Source organism: Paraburkholderia phenoliruptrix, assembly GCF_019511605.1.
GTDB classification, from domain to species: Bacteria; Pseudomonadota; Gammaproteobacteria; order Burkholderiales; family Burkholderiaceae; genus Paraburkholderia; species Paraburkholderia phenoliruptrix_A.
In genome coordinates, this window is record NZ_JAEUAV010000004.1 from 188,634 (window position 1) to 204,516 (window position 15,883).

Consider the following 15,883-nt stretch of genomic DNA (forward strand, 5'->3'; position numbering starts at 1 on the left):
AGCGCGGACGTCGTGGGCCTCGCCGCTCGCGCCGGTATAATGACGGACTTCGCAGCGACGCCTACCGCGAAGTGGCGTCGCGCGCTTTTCATGTGCCGACCGGTTGCTGCTGAAAAACGCCATCGTCCACGGCACGCGCGCTGCTCCGCTTACCACACTGCCCCTCTCGACCGACCATGACTGCCAAATTGATCGACGGCCTAGCCCTCTCGAAGACACTGCGCGCCGACGTCGCCGCGCGCGCCGCCGCCCTCACCGCCCGCGGCCATCAGCCGGGCCTCGCCGTCGTGCTGGTCGGCGACAATCCGGCCAGCGAAGTCTACGTGCGCAACAAGGTGAAGGCGTGCCACGACAACGGTCTTGGTTCGTCGCTCGACCGTTATCCGGCGGACCTGTCGGAAGCGGAACTGCTCGAGCGTATCGACGAACTGAATCGCGACCCGCTCATTCACGGCATTCTCGTGCAACTGCCGCTGCCGCCGCATATCGACAGCCACAAGGTGATCGAGGCAATCGCGCCGGAAAAGGACGTGGACGGTTTTCACGTCGCCAACGCCGGTGCGCTGCTCACGGGCCAGCCGCTGTTTCGCCCATGCACGCCGTATGGCGTGATGAAAATGCTCGCGGCTTATGACATTCCTCTGCAAGGCGCGAACGCGGTGGTGATCGGCCGCTCGAACATCGTCGGCAAGCCGATGGCGTTGCTGCTGCTCGAAGCCGGCGCGACGGTCACCATCTGCCACAGCAAGACGCGCGATCTGGCCGCGCATACGCGCAACGCCGACATCGTGGTCGCGGCCACCGGCCTGCGCAACATTCTGACCGCCGACATGGTGAAGCCTGGCGCCGCGGTGATCGACGTGGGCATGAATCGCGACGAAGCAGGCAAGCTGTGCGGCGACGTGGATTTCGCGGGCGTGAAGGACGTGGCCGGCTACATCACGCCGGTGCCGGGCGGTGTCGGTCCAATGACCATCACGATGCTGCTGGTGAACACGATTGAAGCCGCCGAGCGCGAGGCGGCGAAGAACGGCTGACGCGAAAAAGGAAAGCGCTGGGCACCTGCTAGCCCCGCGCTTTCAACTCGCTACGCAACCTGCTTTACACGCTCCTACCTCGATCCACTGCGCGATCCGGTTGAATCGCCTTTCCGCTTTTCGGCCCTTTCCGCTTTTCGGCCCTTTCCGCTTTTCGGCCCTTTCCGCTTTTCGGCCCTTTCGGCCCTTTCCGCTGTCCTGCCTGTAGCGCTGCATACAGATCGTGGCGCCACGCAAAATCTCCAGCCCTCGCGCATGTCTACGTCCCTCGCGCGCTTCCCCTCTCGCTCTCGTAACTGCTGGAGCCAACCGCTCTCTGCCACTTCAGCGGACGGTTTGCCCCGCGCCCCGCTCTGCCACGGGCGCCGTTTCGACCCGCACCGTTCGCCGACGTGCAAGACGCCCACGGCACCACGTGAGCACCGGCCGCTCGACGCAATGCCACGAGAGCGCCGCGCACAGCAGGATCACCGGCGCGGCGATCAGCACAGCCGTCACATGGTTCAACTGCGGCGCAAGACTGGCCACGCATTGCTGCACCATGAAGCCATACAGGTAGATGCCATACGAGTAATCATGGCGCGGCACGAATCGCCGCATGAGCGGCGTCGTCCCGACCCACAGCACGCCGTACACAAATGCCAGGTAGAACAGCGGTTGCGCACCCGCCGTATCGCGGAACACCAGGAACACCATCGTGAAGGCGAGCGCCGCCAGGCCGTTGATACTGATGTGCTCGCGCAAGCCATACAGCAGCATGCCCAGCATGAAAAACGGCTCCGGCCAGAACGAATAGCCGCCGGGCGTTTCGCTGAAGTCGCGCAAACCGATCTGCACGAGCGGCAGCGCATGCGGCGTCAGATGCGGCGGCAAATGCACGCGCAACACGAACGCGGCAATGCCGAGCGCCGCCGCCAGCACCGTGCCGCGCGGGCTCGACAGGAGGCCGAGCATGCCGGTCACGAGCACGATCAGATAACAGCGCACTTCGATCGGCAGTGTCCACAGCGGCCCGCACACCGAGACAGCAAAGCGGTTGTGCTCGAACACGCCCGGCAGCGCCCAGCCGGACTTCATCACGATGGTGGAGAAGTTGTCGAGATTCGCCCAAGTCATGCCGGAACTGAAATATTCGCGCAGCGGCAGCGTCGTGAACAGCGGCCCGACGACGAACACCGTCACCAGTGAGCCGAGCGCCACAGCCGGCCACAAGCGTGCGATGCGCAGCACCGTAAAGCGCGGCACCGAGCGTTGCCGGTCGAAGCTCGCGGTCACCAGCATGCCGCTCAGCAGAAAGAACGCATACACGCCGAGCGCGCCGAAACCGTCGAAACCGAGCGCGTTCTCGACCCAGTCGCTCGTGCCGTCAGGCGCCTGCAGCAGGTACGAATGGCCATATACGACGGACACGGCGGCCACGAGCCGCACGAGGTCGAAGTTGTTGCCGTTACGCGATAGAGCGTGCGAAAGCGGATGCATCGATACCTCTGGCAGGAAAGCGGCGCAAAGCGCCGCTTCGGTTGCTGTGCGTTTCACCCGGCAATCGGGCGGCAGACACGTCAGCATGCGGCGCGGCACCATTTCGCACCGTTCGCTTTCGCACAAAAGCGCCGCGGGCCGCCACATCTGGTAATTTGTATGCCGACGATTGGAATCGGCCTATCCGCCCCAATAACGTCTATGACAGGTGCAAGATGGCGCCGCCGCGCGCACCGCGCCCTGCACCGGTTAAAGTACCGAATACCCGTTCACTCGCGTCAGACAGGAAGCCTCATGTCCACTACCGTCTCGAATCACGACAATCCGCTCCTCGATTTCTCCGACCTGCCGCGCTTTGGCGAAATCCGCCCCGAACACGTCACGCCCGCACTCGACGTGCTGCTCGCCGACGCGGCAGCCGCCGTCGAGCGCGCGGCCGCGCCCATTACGCCCGCTTCGTGGGCCGATGTGGTCGAGCCCGTCGAGCGCGCCACCGAACCGCTGTCGCGCGCGTGGAGCATCGTCGGCCATCTGAACGCGGTCGCGGACACGCCCGAGCTGCGCGCCGTGTATGGCGAAAACCTGCCGCGCGTCACCGAGTTCTGGTCGAGCGTCGGACAGAATCTCGCGTTGTATGAGAAGTACAAGGCGCTGAATGCGAGCGACGAATTCGCTTCGCTCACGAGCGAGCGCAAAAAGATTCTTGCCAATGCGCTGCGCGATTTCCGCTTGTCCGGTGCAGAACTGCCTGAAGACCAGAAGCCGCGTTTCGCCGAATTGCAGGAGCGCCAGGCGGCGTTGTCCAAAGCGTTTTCGGACCACGTGCTGGATGCGACCAACGCTTATGCGTATTTCGTCGAAGCCGGCAACGGCGCGGAGCAGGCCGAACTCGCAGGCCTGCCCGAAGACGTGATTGAAGCCGCGAAAGAAGCGGCCGAACGCGAAGGCAAGACCGGCTATAAATTCACGCTGCATTTCCCGTCGTATTTCCCAGTCATGCAGTACTCGGAGAACCGTCCGATGCGCGAAGCCATGTACCGTGCGTACGTAACGCGTGCGTCCGAACTCGGTCCGCAATACGGCAACGGCAAACCCGAATGGGACAACACGTCCGTGCTCGCGGAGCAATTGAAGCTGCGCGCGGAAGAAGCGCAGATGCTCGGCTACAGGAACTTCGCCGAAGTCTCGCTCGCGCCGAAAATGGCCGAGTCGCCGGAACAGGTCATGGCTTTCCTCGAAGACCTCGCGACGCGCGCACGTCCGCATGCGGAGCAGGACTGGAAGGAGTTGCGCGAATTCGCAGCGGGCGAGCTCGGTCTTGCCGACCTGCAACCCTGGGACATGACGTTTGCCGCCGAACGCCTGCGTCAGAAGCGTTATTCGTTTTCCGAAAACGAAGTCAAGCAGTACTTCCCGGAAGACGCGGTATTCAAAGGCCTGTTCAAGGTGACCGAGACGCTTTTCGGCGTGCGCATTCGCCGCGACGAAGCGGCCGTCTGGCATCCGGACGTGCGCTTTTTCCGCGTCGAGAATCAGGACGGCGGCCTCGTCGCGCAGTTCTATCTCGACCTGTACGCACGCGAAGGCAAGCGCGGCGGCGCGTGGATGGACGACGCGCGCGGCCGTCACAAGCATACGCACGGCGGCGTGCAAACGCCGGTTGCGTATCTCACCTGCAACTTCTCGGCGCCGGTCGGCGGCAAGCCCGCCTGCTTTACGCACGACGAAGTGATTACGCTCTTCCACGAATTCGGCCATGGGCTGCATCACATGCTCACGCGTGTCGACGAGCTCGGCGTGTCGGGCATCAACGGTGTCGAGTGGGACGCAGTTGAACTGCCGTCGCAATTCATGGAAAACTTCTGCTGGGAGTGGGACGTGCTCTCCGACATGACGTCGCACGTGGAGACCGCAAAGCCGCTGCCGCGCGAACTGTTCGACAAGATGCTCGCCGCGAAGAATTTCCAGAGCGGACTCGGCACGTTGCGGCAGATCGTGTTCTCGATGTTCGACATGCAATTGCATACCGGCTTCGACGCGAGCGGCGCGAAGAACGCGACCCAACTTGCGAGCGAGATTAACGAGCGCTTTCACGTCGTGCCGCAAGCGCCCTTCTCGCGTTGGCCCAATACGTTCAGCCATATTTTCGCGGGCGGTTATGCGGCGGGCTACTACAGCTACAAGTGGGCCGAGGTACTGTCCGCCGACGCTTATGCGGCATTCGAAGAAGCGGCGCAGTCAGCAAGCGGCAGCGTACTCGACCAGACGACCGGCATGCGCTATCGCAAGGAGATTCTCGAAGTGGGCGGCAGCCGCCCGGCAATGGAATCGTTCAAGGCGTTCCGTGGACGCGAGCCGAACATCGACGCGTTGCTGCGCCATAACGGCATGGCGCCCAGCGCGACGCATTGATCGGCTGGCGTGAACTGCTGACGAAAAGGGCGCGGCACTGGTTCTGGTGTGCCAGCGCCGCAAGGAGAAAGCCGGTGTCCCGCGTGAGCGGGCACCGGCTTTTTGTTGGCGCGCGAGATTGTTTGTGCGCTTTATCCGCTGCGCGACACTCAATCGCGATGCAGCTTGAAATCCACCTCGGCCGGGCGCCCTTCCAGCGACAGCGCGGCGCGCGCCGCCGGTGCGCGGCTCACCACTTTGCCACGGCTTATCACTGCAAGGCGCGCCGCGCGCAGGCGGATCGCCTCCACGGGGTCGCGCGCATCGAGCAGCACGAGGTTCGCGGCGCAGCCCGGCGCAACGCCATAGTCTTGCAGACCGAGAATGCGCGCGCCGTTTGCCGTCACCGCGTCGAAGCATGCGTGCATGCCTTCCACGCCCGTCATCTGCGCGACGTGCAAGCCCATGTGCGCGACTTCGAGCATGTCGCCCGAGCCGAGGCTGTACCACGGGTCCATCACGCAATCGTGACCGAACGCGACGTTGATGCCCGCCGCCATCATCTCCGGCACGCGGGTCATGCCGCGCCGCTTCGGATAGGTGTCGCTGCGTCCCTGCAACGTAATGTTGATGAGCGGATTCGCGATCGCCGACACGCCCGATTCGCGCATCAGCGGTAACAGCTTGCTCACGTAGTAGTTGTCCATCGAATGCATCGACGTGAGATGCGAGCCCGTTACGCGCCCTTGCAAACCGAGACGCAACGTTTCGGCTGCGAGCGTCTCGATGTGACGCGAGAGCGGATCGTCGGACTCGTCGCAATGCATGTCCACGCGCAAGCCCTGCTCCGCCGCGTACTCGCACAACATGCGCACGGATTGCGCGCCGTCAGCCATCGTGCGCTCGAAATGCGGAATGCCGCCCACCACGTCGACACCCATTGCGATGGCGCGCTTCAGGTTCTCGAAAGCACCAGGACTGCGCAGCACACCGTCTTGCGGAAAGGCCACGAGTTGCAGATCAAGATATGGCGCGACGCGGCGCTTCACTTCGACGAGCGCCTCGACGGCGAGCAGGCGCGAATCGCAAACATCGACGTGACTGCGGATTGCCAGCAGCCCGCGCGCCACCGCCCAGTCGCAATATTGCAGCGCGCGTTCGATCAGCGCCTCTTGCGTGAGTTGCGGCTTCAGTTCGCCCCACAACGCAATGCCTTCGAGCAGCGTGCCCGACGCGTTCACGCGCGGCAGGCCATAGGAGAGCGTGGCGTCCATATGGAAATGCGGATCGACAAAGGGTGGCGTGACGAGCGAGCCCGCGGCGTCGATTTCCTCGCGCGCCACGGCGGTCAGTCGCGCCTCCACGGCAACGATGCGCCCTGCTTCAATGCCGATGTCGACCGCATGCCTCGTTTGCGGCGCGAAGCGTGGCGGCAGCATCGCGCGGCGGATGATCAGGTCCATATCCCGCTCCTTTATTGTGGGCGTTGGCGTCGTGACTGATGACGATTCTAGCGGCGTCAGAAAGGCGCTGCGGCTTTTATTCAGGGTCCTGCGGCGCTACGTGCGGTATTGCGTGCACAGGCTGACCTGTTGTTCCGTACCGGCGGGCACGACGAAATCCGTATCGGCAACGGGGGCGGCAGCACGCCTATACTCGGCTCATTGTTACCGATTCGGGTGTGCGCAGATGAAAACGATAGGTGTGATTGGCGGGATGAGTTGGGAGTCGTCCGCCGAGTATTACAGGCTGCTGAACCGTCACGCCAAGGCGCGCTTGGGCGGCCATCACAACGCCCGCAGCCTGATGCTGACCGTCGATTTCGCACGGGTCGAAGCCGACCAGCGTGCCGGCGACTGGGACGCACTCGGCGAGCAGATGGCCGACGCCGCACGCCAACTGGAGCGCGGCGGCGCGCAACTCGTGATGCTTGCCACGAACACCATGCATCGCGTGTATGAATCGATTGAACGGGCCATTCACGTGCCGTTTCTGCATATCGCCGATCCGACCGGCAGCGCGTTGCGCGCCGCGGGCGTCGAGCGGGTCGGCCTGCTCGGCACGCGTTATACGATGGAGCAGACGTTCTACACGGGGCGGCTGCGCGAGCGCTACGGCCTCGACACGCTGGTACCGGACGAAGCGGACCGTGCCGACGTGCATCGCATCATTTACGACGAGCTGTGTCATGGCGACGTGAAGCGCGAATCGCGCGAGGTGTATCAAGGCGTGATCGAATCGCTGCGTGACCGCGGGGCGCAGGCAGTGATTCTTGGTTGCACAGAAATCACGTTGCTGATCAAGCCGGAACACTCGGTGCTGCCCGTTTTCGATACCACGGCGTTGCATGCGCAAGCGGCGGTGGAGTGGGCGATCGAGGCTGAGTGAGGTCGAGTAAGGGTGACAGAGGCGGGCAACTGAGGCGGGCGAGTGCCGTCATTGACCGCAGCCTGCTGACGCGCCAATTCTCGCGCCAGAAACTAAAAAGCCCGCGTGGCTCACGCCAGCGGGCTTCAGCAATGCTTGGTTGCGGGGACAGGATTTGAACCTGTGACCTTCGGGTTATGAGCCCGACGAGCTGCCAGACTGCTCCACCCCGCGTCAGAGAAAAGAGATTGTATAGGGACGCAGGTAAAACGTCAAACAATCGCGCACGAATTCCTCGCGAAGCATGCAAGCTCGCGCCAGCACCATCAAAGATCCTGAACCGTCGCGCCCTCGATCTTGCCGTCGATAATGTCCGCACCGTACTGGCTCGCACTGCGCTTGGCCACGCCGAAGTCCGCAAACGTGACCGGCAGCACAAGACGAAACACGCGGCTCGCGTTCGACCCGCTGATCGCACCCGGCCGACACACGCGCACCGCGACGTCATAGCCTTCGGCATCACGCTTGTGGCCGTCGAACTTGCCGAATTCCCGCGAAAAAACCAGCGGATGCACTTCGAAGTCCTTATAAATTTCCGGGTAGGTTCGAGCCATGATGCCCTCCGCTGCACGCTGGTGACTGCGCTGGTGACTGCGCTGGTGACTGAGCAGTCAACCTGTGAGTGTGATCCCTACTATACGCCGCGTGTCGCACGCCCCGGCTTTTTATTTTCAGTCCGGCCGTGCGCGCCCTCGCCGCGCGAAAATCGTCTGCCGTGCGTACACGCTGGTAAGCTACGGCTCCTGCGCCATTCAGCCCGAGAATTTCCCGTGAAAATCGCTACCTGGAACGTCAACTCTCTCAAGGTCCGCCAACAGCATGTGATCGACTGGCTCGAAACGAGCCGCACCGACGTGCTATGTCTTCAGGAACTGAAACTCCCCGACGAGAAGTTTCCGCGTGCGGAGCTGGAAGAGAAGGGCTACCGGAGCTGGTTCGCGGGCCAGAAAACGTACAACGGCGTAGGCATCCTCGTTCGCGAAGGAATCAGCGTCGACGAAACCACCATCGTGCGAAACATTCCGGGCTTTGACGACCTGCAGCAGCGCGTGGTCGCCGCAACCGTGGACGGCGTGCGCATCATCTCCGCGTACTTTCCGAACGGCCAGGCGCCCGGCACCGACAAATTCGCCTACAAGCTGCGCTGGCTCGCTGCGCTGCACGACTGGGTCCAAAGCGAAATGGCGCTGTATCCAAAGCTCGCGCTGCTTGGCGACTACAACATCGCACCGGACGATTGCGACGTGCACGATCCCAAGGCGTGGGAAGGCCAGAATCTGGTGTCGCCGGAAGAACGCGCGGAGTTCGTGCGCTTGACCGAGCTGGGCCTTGTCGACGCGTTCCGTCAGTTCGAGCAGCCCGAAAAAATCTACTCGTGGTGGGACTACCGGATGATGGCGTTTCGCCGCAACGCGGGTCTGCGCATCGACCACATTCTGCTGTCGAAGCCGCTTGCCGAAACCTGCACGTCATGCGAAGTCGACAAGGTGCCGCGCAAGTGGGATCAGCCGTCGGACCACGCACCGGTCGTCGCGCAGCTTAGCTGATAGACCTCAAGCCGAAACGGCCAGCGTCTGCCACAAGAATCCGAACACCATTGCATCATGCTCGGCCTGCTCCAGTTCGTCGGAGCCGCCGTGGCCGCCTTCGGTGTTCTCGCGATACCACACGTTGTCCACGCCGAGCGACTGCATGCGCGCGGCCATCTTGCGCGCATGGCCGGGATGCACGCGGTCGTCGGCGCTCGAGGTGGTGAACAGCACCGGCGGATACTTCACCCCCGCCGACACCCGGTGATACGGCGAGTAAGCGGCAAGCACGCGCGCGTCGTCGGGATTGTCGGGATCGCCGTATTCGTCGATCCACGAAGCACCCGCATGCAACAGGTGATAGCGGCTCATGTCGAGCAGCGGCACTTCGCAGACCACGGCGCCGAACAGCTCAGGCCGCTGCACCATGCACGCCGCCACCAGCAGTCCGCCGTTGCTGCCGCCCTGAATGCCGAGTTGCACGGCACTCGTCACGCCGCTTGCCACGAGCGCTTCGGCCACCGCGATGAAATCGTCGAACGCGCGTTGCCGATGCCCGGCTTGCGCCGCCGTATGCCAGCGCGTGCCGAATTCGCCGCCGCCGCGTATGTGCGCGACCACGTACACGCCGCCGCGCTCCAGCCAGCCAATGCCCTGCCCCGTCAGGTAGCTCGGCAGCAAAGGAATCGCGAAGCCGCCATAGCCGCTTAACAGGCACGGCCGCGCCTTCGGGGCGGCGCCCGGCTGTTCTCTCTTGTCTGCGTGCTCAGCAGCCTGAATCTCGCGCGGTCCAATCACCGTGTAAGGCACACATGTGCCGTCCGCCGACACGGCATGGCCGCGCGTCACCGCGAAGCGCGCCGCGTCGAATTGCGTCGGCCAGCGGTCGAGCAGCTCCCAGTCGTTGAGATCATCGCGGGCAAGGTCCGTGAGCCAATACGCCGGCGGTTGCAGGTAGTCGTCGGTATCGACGAACACCTCGTCATTCAGCGTCGCTTCCACCGGCGAGACCTCCGCCTGGCCGTCTTCGCGCGACGGGAAAACGCGCTGATGCCACTGCCATGTGCCGTCGGCGGATTGTGTCGGCGCGAACAGCAAGGTCTTGTTCCGCACGTCTTCCAGATACGAGAGGATGAGCTGGCTGCGCGTATGCGTCCATTCGCACGCGGAAGTCTGCGACGTGGGCAGAAAGAGCGGCGTGAGCGCACGCTCGCCGCGCAGGAACGCGTCTTCGCGGATCGCCAGCAATGCGCCACCCGGGTACTCGAGATCATTGAAATGCCAGTCGAGGCGCGGCTCGAGCAACAGCCAGCCCTGCCAGCCGCTCACCGCGACATGCGAGGGCACCTCGTAACGACGCCACGCATCGGTGGCACTAGCGGCCGCCTTGGTAGTGTCGAGGTAATACGTGTGCGAGTCGAAGAAATCGACGCTACTCACCACCGTATGCCGCTCTTCCAGCGGATCGTAGTGTGCTTCCACGCCGATGTCGCTATACGCGCCCCTGAACACCACGGGCGCGTCGGCGAGCGCCGTGCCGCGCGTCCAGCGCCGCACCTCGCGCGGATAGCCGGAGCGCGTGAGGCTCTTGCGTCCATTGTCCCAGCCGACGTAAAGCGTATCGCGGTCGATCCACGATGCGGTGTGCTTGCCCGCCTTCGAAATCGCAAAACCGTCGTCGACGAAACGGCGCGCGTCGATGTCGAACTCGCGCACCACCAGCGCGTCCGAGCCGCCGGGCGACATAGTGATCAGCGCGCGATCGCCGTCGGGATAAAGAATGTCGAGCTCGACACACACCCACGGCGTGCGTTCGGCCGCGCCTAGCGCGTCGAAGTCGATCAGGTTCTGCCAGTCAGGCTTGCCGGCGCGCCACGCTGCCCAACTGGTGCGCCGCCACAGACCTTTGGGGTTGCGCTCGTCCTGCCAGAGGTCGTACGCCCACTCTTTCCATCTGTCCGGAATGACCGGGCGTTCGCGAGGCAGGTAGGCGTCGGCCAGCCGTTGCCGCAGCGTCTCGAATGGCGCGCCGCTGCACCACGCGCGGCGGGTGCGGGCATTCTGCTGCTCGACCCATGCGAGAGCTTTGGGGTCGTCGAGCGCTTCGAGCCAGAGGAACGGATCGGGGGAAAGCGGCCAGGGTGAGGGAACGGCAGAAGCGGAAGGCATCGTAGGCTGTTGGAGGGAAACAGCGTTGATTATGCCTTGCCGGGTAAAGAGCCGCGGCTGCGGTGCGGCCTGCGCCGCAATTCACGGCGCATGAGCGTTGCCGCGCGGACGCAAAGCCGCGCACGCGACGGCGGCCGACCGGGCCCCGACCAGACAAGAACCCGGCAACAACCCGGCCCGGCCGCCGCATTGCAGCTAGGTGCGATCAGGGCTCGAGATTGAGTTCCTGAATCTTGCGCGTAATCGTGTTGCGGCCAATGCCAAGACGCTCAGCCGCCTCCACCTTGCGCCCACGCGTGAAGTCGAGCGCCTCGCGAATCACCGCTGCTTCGAAACGGCGCGCGAGTTCGTCCATGACGTCTGCCGAATTTTCGCGCAACAGGCGCGCGACTTCAGTGCGCAGGCCGCCTTCCCATGCGCTGACAGGCGCGGCGACCGGCATGCCGCCCGCCGGGCTCAACTGCGCGGCCGGGCTCGCGCCATTGAGCGGCGCAGTCGCCGCGAGGCTTGCGTCCGCAGCGCCGAGCACCGCGCCGCCGGCGGCGAGATCCGTCGCGCCGGATTGTGCGGGGCCGAGATCCGGCGGCAAGTCCTTGATCTCGATGGTCTGCGCAGGCGCCATCACCGTGAGCCAGTTAGCGAGGTTCTCCAACTGCCGCACGTTGCCCGGAAACGGCAGCGACGCGAGATAGGCGAGCGCTTCCTCCGACACGCGCTTCGGCTCCACGCCCAAGTCACGCGCGCTCTTTTGCAGGAAGTGTCGCGTGAGCAGCGGGATGTCTTCGCTGCGCTCGCGCAACGCCGGCAATCGCAGACGGATGACATTGAGGCGGTGATACAGGTCTTCGCGAAACAGCCCCTGACGCACGCGCGACTCGAGATTCTGGTGCGTCGCCGCGATCACGCGTACGTTCGCGCGCAGCGGATTGTGCCCGCCCACGCGATAGAACTGGCCGTCCGACAGCACACGCAGCAAGCGGGTCTGCAAATCGAACGGCATGTCGCCGATTTCATCGAGAAACAGCGTGCCGTTCTCGGCCTGTTCGAAGCGGCCCTGGCGCATCGCCTGCGCGCCGGTGAACGCTCCGCGCTCATGACCGAATAGTTCGGATTCCAACAGGTCTTTGGGAATTGCCGCGGTGTTCAGCGCAATGAAGGGACCGTTCGCGCGTGGGCTATGTCGGTGCAATGCACGAGCAACCAGTTCCTTTCCGGTGCCTGATTCGCCGGTAATGAGCACGGTTGCCGCGGAATGGGACAGGCGGCCGATCGCGCGAAACATGTCCTGCATCGCCGGAGCCTGGCCGAGCATTTCAGGTGCATCGGCGACGCGCTCGTCCCACGTCTGTTCGCCGCGCATGCTTTCGTCCACCGCGCGGCGGATTAGCTCGACGGCCTTGTCGACGTCGAAAGGCTTCGCGAGATATTCGAACGCACCGCCCTGGAACGCGGCAACCGCGCTATCCAGATCGGAAAATGCCGTCATGATGATGACCGGCAGGCCCGGCACCTTGTCACGCACGGTTTGCAGCAATTCGAGGCCAGAGCCTCCCGGCATCCGGATGTCGGACACCAGCACCTGCGGGCTTTCGTGATCGAGCGCCGCCGACGCCTCGCGCACATTCGCGAAGCTGCGAGTCGCGAAGTTTTCGCGAGCGAGCGCTTTTTCAAGCACCCAGCGAATCGATTGATCGTCGTCTACTATCCAGATCGGCTTCATATAGGTCTGTCAGAAGTCTTGAGATGCTTGCGATGTGCGCAGGCGTGTCAGTAGTCGAGCGGCAGCAGAATCTGAAACTCGGTATGGCCGGGCCGGCTTTCCACTTCGATCAGGCCGTCGTGCTGTTGCACGAAGGTCTGAGCGAGCGTCAGGCCGAGACCGCTGCCATCCTCGCGCCCCGATACGAGCGGATAGAAAATGCGGTCACGAATGTCCTCGGGAATGCCCGGGCCGTTATCGACGATATGCAAGTCCAGTGCCAGCTTACATAAACGTTTCGAGATCGTGATCTTGCGCGCGATGCGCGTGCGCAGCTCGATGCGCGCGTCGCCTTGCGAGATGCGTTCGCGCAATGCTTCGGCCGCGTTGCGCACGATGTTCAGCAGCGCCTGGATCAGTTGCTCCTTGTCGCCGCGCAGATCCGGCACGCTCACGTCGTAATCGCGTTCAATGGTCAGGCCGCGTGGAAACTCCGCGAGAATCACCTGGCGCACGCGCTCACATACTTCGTGAATGTTCACGTCGCCGACGATATGCGGATGACGATGCGGCTCGAGCAGACGATCGACCAGCGTTTGCAGCCGGTCCGATTCCTTGATGATCACTTGCGTGTATTCGCGCAACTCGTCGCGCTGCCGCTCGCCCAGTTCGAATTCGAGCAACTGCGCCGCGCCGCGAATGCCGCCGAGCGGATTCTTGATTTCGTGCGCGAGGTTGCGAATCAGTTGCTTGTTGACCGCGGTGAGATCGTTGATGCGCTCCTCGCGGTCGGTGCGCAAATGCCGCTCGTTCTCGAACAGTTCGAGCAGCACATAGTCTTGCGCGTTTTCCAGAAAACCGACAATCGCGTGCACGTGCAGCGGCTCGTGGCCGGGCCGCTCGAGTACGGCGTCCAGATGCGTCGCGTGGAAACGGTGCGCGGCAATCGCGGTGATGGTCGCGACGAGCTCGTCCGCATTCGAGAAAATGTCGGGCCACGCCATTTGCATGAGCTGCTTGCGCGAAAGCTCGAGCATCGACTCCGCCGACGGATTCGCGAACGCCACTCGCAGCGTGCGCTTTTCGAGTATCAGCACGACGGTCGGCAGTGCCTCGAAGCCCGGCAACAGTCCGGACGCAACCAGCTGTGCATCGTCCGACAGTGTCTCGACGTGCCCTTTTCTCGTCTTGATCAGATTCTTTAGAACCATCTTGCAGTCTGGCCGATAGGAGATGGTGGCAAATCCCTGCGCCGGTCTAACGAAAAAGGGACGGCGCCGCCGTCCCTTCGTGACCGATCGCGAGCGTCGGACAACGCGCTTCGCCATTCGAAAGGCGAAGCGCCATTGCCGCTTACAGCGAGTAGTACATTTCGAATTCGATCGGGTGCACCGACTGACGATAACGCTGCAGCTCGTTCGTCTTCAGTTCGATGTACGCGTCGAGCATCGAATCCGTGAACACGCCGCCGCGCGTCAGGAATTCGCGGTCGCCGTCCAGCGCGTCGAGAGCCTGGTCGAGGCCGGCGCACACGGTCGGGATCTTTGCATCCTCTTCCGGCGGCAGGTCGTACAGGTTCTTGTCGGCGGCTTCGCCCGGGTGAATCTTGTTCTGCACGCCGTCCAGACCCGCCATCATCAGCGCGGAGAAGCACAGGTACGGGTTGGCCATCGGATCCGGGAAGCGCGTTTCGATACGGCGGCCCTTCGGATTCGACACGTGCGGAATGCGGATCGATGCCGAACGGTTGCGTGCCGAGTAAGCCAGCTTCACCGGTGCTTCGAAGTGCGGCACGAGACGCTTGTACGAGTTCGTCGACGGGTTCGTGATCGCGTTCAGCGCGCGAGCATGCTTGATGATGCCGCCGATGTAGAACAGCGCGAATTCCGACAGACCTGCGTAGCCATTGCCCGCGAACAGGTTCTGACCGTCCTTCCAGATCGACTGGTGAACGTGCATGCCCGAACCGTTGTCGCCGACGATCGGCTTCGGCATGAACGTAGCCGTCTTGCCGTACGTGTGCGCGACGTTCTGGATGATGTACTTCATCTGCTGCAGCCAGTCGGCGCGTTGCACGAGCGTCGAGAACTTGGTGCCGATTTCGTTCTGGCCTTGGCCCGCAACTTCGTGGTGGTGCACTTCGACCGGAATGCCGATCTGCTCGAGCAGCAGACACATTTCCGAGCGCATGTCCTGGAACGTGTCGACCGGAGCGACCGGGAAGTAGCCGCCCTTCGTGCCCGGACGGTGGCCGGTGTTGCCGCCTTCGAATTCCTTCGACGACGACCACGGTGCTTCTTCCGAACCGATCTTGACGAAGCAGCCCGACTGGTCCGTGTTCCACTGGACCGAGTCGAAAATGAAGAATTCCGGCTCCGGACCGAAGAAGGCGGTGTCGCCCAGACCCGAGCTCTTCAGATAGGCTTCAGCGCGCTTGGCGAGCGAGCGCGGGTCGCGCTCATAGCCCTTGCCGTCCGCCGGTTCGACGACGTCGCAGGTCAGCACCAGAGTGGACTCTTCGTAGAACGGGTCGATGAAGGCCGTGTTCGCGTCCGGGACCAGCAACATGTCCGATGCTTCGATGCCCTTCCAACCGGCAATCGACGAACCGTCAAACGCATGGCCGCTTTCGAACTTGTCTTCATCGAATGCCGACACCGGCACCGAAACGTGTTGCTCTTTGCCGCGCGTGTCGGTGAAACGGAAGTCGACAAACTTGACGTCTTCGTCTTTGACGAGTTGAACGACGTCGGCCACGGATTTACTCATAACCTATCTCCTGATTAACGAATTCGGCGGGTTTAGCCGCCGCCCAATCTAGCTGACCCGTCCCGGCGCGTCCACCCCTGTATCGTGAACTGCGAATGTGAAAATTAGCCGCGGCAGATCGATCGGGACGATTAAAGCAGCAACCGTGCCATGCATGCGCCAAGTCGGCGCGCCAGCATCGGGCGCGCGCGCTGGCGGGGAATGCGCGCACCGAAGGGTATGCAGCCCTTATATCGGCAACCGAGGTTGAGCACCAGAAATGTGCGTTTTGGGCGGCACGCCCTCTCTGACGATTTGTTTTGGTGCGCATTGCGCATATTGCACCAGTTTAGGGCTTCAAGGCGGCTCTCGCCGCCGTCTTTTGTGAGGGCGTCCTGGCAGTT

11 protein-coding genes and 1 tRNA gene are annotated in these 15,883 nt (G+C 63.3%); 4 read left to right on the forward strand and 8 right to left on the reverse strand.

Annotated features, from left to right (window positions below; translation table 11 throughout):
- The first annotated feature begins 176 nt into the window (after positions 1–176).
- A complete protein-coding gene (gene folD, locus JNB89_RS08640; protein ID WP_220361912.1) occupies positions 177–1,037 on the forward strand; it encodes a bifunctional methylenetetrahydrofolate dehydrogenase/methenyltetrahydrofolate cyclohydrolase FolD in 861 nt (286 codons plus the stop codon).
- Positions 1,038–1,361: 324 nt separating this feature from the next.
- Here folD and JNB89_RS08645 read toward each other — a convergent pair whose 3' ends face one another.
- A complete protein-coding gene (locus JNB89_RS08645) occupies positions 1,362–2,516 on the reverse strand; it encodes an acyltransferase family protein (protein ID WP_220361979.1) in 1,155 nt (384 codons plus the stop codon).
- Positions 2,517–2,810: 294 nt separating this feature from the next.
- Here JNB89_RS08645 and JNB89_RS08650 point away from each other — a divergent pair, with 294 nt between their 5' ends.
- Positions 2,811–4,928 carry a M3 family metallopeptidase gene (locus JNB89_RS08650; protein WP_013338747.1) on the forward strand — a complete coding sequence of 706 codons (2,118 nt, stop codon included), beginning with the start codon at positions 2,811–2,813 and terminating at the stop codon, positions 4,926–4,928.
- Positions 4,929–5,077: 149 nt separating this feature from the next.
- Here JNB89_RS08650 and JNB89_RS08655 read toward each other — a convergent pair whose 3' ends face one another.
- A complete protein-coding gene (locus JNB89_RS08655) occupies positions 5,078–6,370 on the reverse strand; it encodes an amidohydrolase family protein (RefSeq protein WP_220361913.1) in 1,293 nt (430 codons plus the stop codon).
- Between the two features lie 226 nt (positions 6,371–6,596).
- Here JNB89_RS08655 and JNB89_RS08660 point away from each other — a divergent pair, with 226 nt between their 5' ends.
- Entirely contained in the window at positions 6,597–7,295 is a 699-nt protein-coding gene (locus tag JNB89_RS08660) for an aspartate/glutamate racemase family protein (protein ID WP_220361914.1), read from the forward strand.
- Positions 7,296–7,431: 136 nt separating this feature from the next.
- Here JNB89_RS08660 and JNB89_RS08665 read toward each other — a convergent pair.
- Together JNB89_RS08665 and JNB89_RS08670 are read right to left on the reverse strand one after the other, a co-directional pair.
- Positions 7,432–7,508 (reverse strand) — tRNA-Met (locus tag JNB89_RS08665).
- A 92-nt stretch (positions 7,509–7,600) separates the two neighbouring features.
- Complete coding sequence (locus tag JNB89_RS08670; RefSeq protein ID WP_218741539.1) at positions 7,601–7,888, reverse strand: hypothetical protein; 288 nt, start codon at positions 7,886–7,888, stop codon at positions 7,601–7,603.
- A 216-nt stretch (positions 7,889–8,104) separates the two neighbouring features.
- On the opposite strand from JNB89_RS08670, the gene xth reads away from it, so the two are divergent.
- A complete protein-coding gene (xth, locus tag JNB89_RS08675; RefSeq protein ID WP_220361915.1) occupies positions 8,105–8,881 on the forward strand; it encodes an exodeoxyribonuclease III in 777 nt (258 codons plus the stop codon).
- Between the two features lie 6 nt (positions 8,882–8,887).
- On the opposite strand, the gene JNB89_RS08680 is transcribed toward xth, so the two are convergent.
- The 4 genes from JNB89_RS08680 to glnA all read right to left on the reverse strand — a co-directional run bounded on the left by JNB89_RS08680 (position 8,888) and on the right by glnA (position 15,500).
- Positions 8,888–11,032, reverse strand: a complete 2,145-nt coding sequence (locus JNB89_RS08680; RefSeq protein ID WP_220361916.1) for a prolyl oligopeptidase family serine peptidase — start codon at positions 11,030–11,032, stop codon at positions 8,888–8,890.
- A 205-nt stretch (positions 11,033–11,237) separates the two neighbouring features.
- A complete protein-coding gene (gene ntrC, locus JNB89_RS08685) occupies positions 11,238–12,752 on the reverse strand; it encodes a nitrogen regulation protein NR(I) (RefSeq protein WP_135894411.1) in 1,515 nt (504 codons plus the stop codon).
- 47 nt (positions 12,753–12,799) lie between these two features.
- Positions 12,800–13,942 (reverse strand): nitrogen regulation protein NR(II), encoded by a 1,143-nt coding sequence (gene glnL / locus JNB89_RS08690; RefSeq protein WP_135894410.1) that lies wholly within the window; start codon positions 13,940–13,942, stop codon positions 12,800–12,802.
- Positions 13,943–14,084: 142 nt separating this feature from the next.
- Complete coding sequence (gene glnA, locus JNB89_RS08695) at positions 14,085–15,500, reverse strand: type I glutamate--ammonia ligase (RefSeq protein ID WP_013338740.1); 1,416 nt, start codon at positions 15,498–15,500, stop codon at positions 14,085–14,087.
- Between the last annotated feature and the right edge of the window lie 383 nt (positions 15,501–15,883).

Bases quoted from the DNA above. Each gene is read 5' to 3' on its own strand.
- JNB89_RS08660 (WP_220361914.1), top strand. From the start codon at position 6,597: ATGAAAACGATAGGTGTGATTGGCGGGATGAGTTGGGAGTCGTCCGCC.
- folD (WP_220361912.1), top strand. From the start codon at position 177: ATGACTGCCAAATTGATCGACGGCCTAGCCCTCTCGAAGACACTGCGC.
- glnL (WP_135894410.1), bottom strand. From the start codon at position 13,942: ATGGTTCTAAAGAATCTGATCAAGACGAGAAAAGGGCACGTCGAGACA.
- JNB89_RS08650 (WP_013338747.1), top strand. From the start codon at position 2,811: ATGTCCACTACCGTCTCGAATCACGACAATCCGCTCCTCGATTTCTCC.
- JNB89_RS08680 (WP_220361916.1), bottom strand. From the start codon at position 11,032: ATGCCTTCCGCTTCTGCCGTTCCCTCACCCTGGCCGCTTTCCCCCGAT.
- JNB89_RS08670 (WP_218741539.1), bottom strand. From the start codon at position 7,888: ATGGCTCGAACCTACCCGGAAATTTATAAGGACTTCGAAGTGCATCCG.
- glnA (WP_013338740.1), bottom strand. From the start codon at position 15,500: ATGAGTAAATCCGTGGCCGACGTCGTTCAACTCGTCAAAGACGAAGAC.
- JNB89_RS08655 (WP_220361913.1), bottom strand. From the start codon at position 6,370: ATGGACCTGATCATCCGCCGCGCGATGCTGCCGCCACGCTTCGCGCCG.
- ntrC (WP_135894411.1), bottom strand. From the start codon at position 12,752: ATGAAGCCGATCTGGATAGTAGACGACGATCAATCGATTCGCTGGGTG.
- JNB89_RS08645 (WP_220361979.1), bottom strand. From the start codon at position 2,516: ATGCATCCGCTTTCGCACGCTCTATCGCGTAACGGCAACAACTTCGAC.